Here is a 2,500-nt window from a genome sequence, read left to right as displayed (position 1 = left end):
CGTTGGAGACAGCGGGGAAGTCGTTACGCCATTCGTGCAGGTCGGAACTTACCCGACAAGGAATTTCGCTACCTTAGGACCGTTATAGTTACGGCCGCCGTTTACTGGGGCTTCGATTCAGAGCTTGCACCCCTCCTCTTAACCTTCCAGCACCGGGCAGGCGTCAGACCCTATACGTCGTCTTGCGACTTCGCAGAGCCCTGTGTTTTTGATAAACAGTCGCTACCCCCTGGTCTGTGCCACCCCATCATACTTGCGTACAAAAGGGTCACGCTTCTTCCGAAGTTACGCGTGCAATTTGCCGAGTTCCTTCAACGCAGTTCTCTCAAGCGCCTTGGTATACTCTACCTGACCACCTGTGTCGGTTTCGGGTACGGTCTATACGGTGGAGCTATTTCCCGGGACCGCGTCCAAGCCTGGACAATCCAATAAGTCCAGACAAGTTAAGCGATCCGTCACTACCACCAGGCCCACGAATATTAACGTGGTTCCCATCGACTACGCGTGTCCGCCTCGTCTTAGGGGCCGGCTAACCCTGCTCAGATTAACTTTAAGCAGGAACCCTTGGTCTTTCGGCGAGAGGGTCTCTCACCCTCTTTATCGTTACTCATGTCAACATTCGCACTTCCGATACCTCCAGGACCCCTCACGGGTATCCCTTCACAGGCTTACGGAACGCTCCGCTACCACGTGCTTGCGCACATCCTCAGCTTCGGTGCATGGCTTTAGCCCCGTTACATTTTCGGCGCAAAGACCCTTATTTAGACCAGTGAGCTGTTACGCTTTCTTTAAATGATGGCTGCTTCTAAGCCAACATCCTGGTTGTTTTGGGATCCTCACATCCTTTCCCACTTAGCCATGACTTGGGGACCTTAGCTGGAGGTCAGGGTTGTTGCCCTTTTCACGACGGACGTTAGCACCCGCCGTGTGTCTGCCGACTAGTACTCCCCGGTATTCGGAGTTTGGTTAGGATCAGTAAGACGGTGAGTCCCCATAGCCCATCCAGTGCTCTACCCCCGGGGGTATTCGGTCGACGCTCTACCTAAATAGATTTCGCGGAGAACCAGCTATTTCCGAGTTTGATTGGCCTTTCACCCCTAGCCACAAGTCATCCCAATCTATTGCAACAGATGCGGGTTCGGTCCTCCAGTTGGTGTTACCCAACCTTCAACCTGCTCATGGCTAGATCACTCGGTTTCGGGTCTAATGCGACATACTAAACGCCCTATTCAGACTCGCTTTCGCTGCGCCTTCACCTATCGGCTTAAGCTTGCATGTCACACTAAGTCGTTGACCCATTATACAAAAGGTACGCCGTCACCCTTGCGGGCTCCGACTGTTTGTAGGCATCCGGTTTCAGGTTCTATTTCACTCCCCTTGTCGGGGTGCTTTTCACCTTTCCCTCACGGTACTTGTTCGCTATCGGTCATGCACGAGTACTTAGGCTTGGAGAGTGGTCTCCCCATGTTCAGACAGGATTTCTCGTGTCCCGCCTTACTCAAGGACAATGAGTGTTCTACGTGTACGGGGCTATCACCCGCTACGGCCGACCTTTCCAGGTCCTTCCACTTTATTCCTCATTGCCACTGGCCTGGTCCGCGTTCGCTCGCCACTACTTGCGGAGTCTCGGTTGATGTCCTTTCCTGCAGGTACTTAGATGTTTCAGTTCCCTGCGTTCGCTTCTTATCCCTATGTATTCAAGATAAGATACCTTTCAACAATGCTTGGAAACCACTTTGGTTTCTTGACGCCGGATAACCGGCGACGGCCTCTGGCCTTGCGAAGCTTCGCTTCGTTCAACCAACAGCCAACCAAAATGATTTTCCAAGCATTTAAGGTGGGTTTCCCCATTCGGAGATCCATGGATCAAAGCTCATTCGCAGCTCCCCACGGCTTATCGCAGCGTATCACGTCCTTCATCGCCTGTGCATGCCAAGGCATCCACCAAATGCCCTTTTGACACTTGATCGTTCTCATTGCCAATGCTCATCCTTATTTGGGTTTGGCTAAGCTTATCCCATTCGCTTGCGCTCATGGGGCAGCCAAACCAGGCCATGCGGACAACTCTCGTTTACCGCATCGCCAGCCCAAAAGCTCGGTTACCTTTTACAACCGAGCCATTCAGATGCCATCGACGTGTTCGATATGGTCCTCATTGGAATTACGCCGAGCAATTCCGAGGCCATATCTTAAGACCAGCTTCTCGAGATCTGTCCGGTGATGCGCGGTCAGGCAACACCAATCGGGCATGAACACCAGAAGGGCATCCCGAAGGACACCCCAACAACATCCATGCCTTGAACGACAAGACTTCCCTCCTACCTCCAGCCCCTCTTCCATTTCCGGTCGGCTAGACCTTCCATGGTTTCTTCAGGACTGGGCTCGGACGTCTCAAGACGATCTTTCGATCGCTCTCAAAACACCTGGAAGCTTCCAGACATATCTTCTCTTCACAATGTAAGCAGAACAGGCATCAGTCCCACGAAGGAACGATGCAAAC

General features: G+C 52.6%; 1 rRNA gene (only partly in view). It reads right to left on the bottom strand.

Going from position 1 to position 2,500, the window contains the following annotated elements:
* A 23S ribosomal RNA gene (locus tag QN224_RS33180) occupies positions 1–1,969 on the bottom strand (it extends 886 nt beyond the left edge of the window).
* Between the last annotated feature and the right edge of the window lie 531 nt (positions 1,970–2,500).

This window comes from Sinorhizobium sp. 7-81, assembly GCF_030124405.1.
GTDB lineage: Bacteria > Pseudomonadota > Alphaproteobacteria > Rhizobiales > Rhizobiaceae > Sinorhizobium > Sinorhizobium psoraleae.
This window is presented reverse-complemented; position numbering and strand designations above follow the sequence as displayed.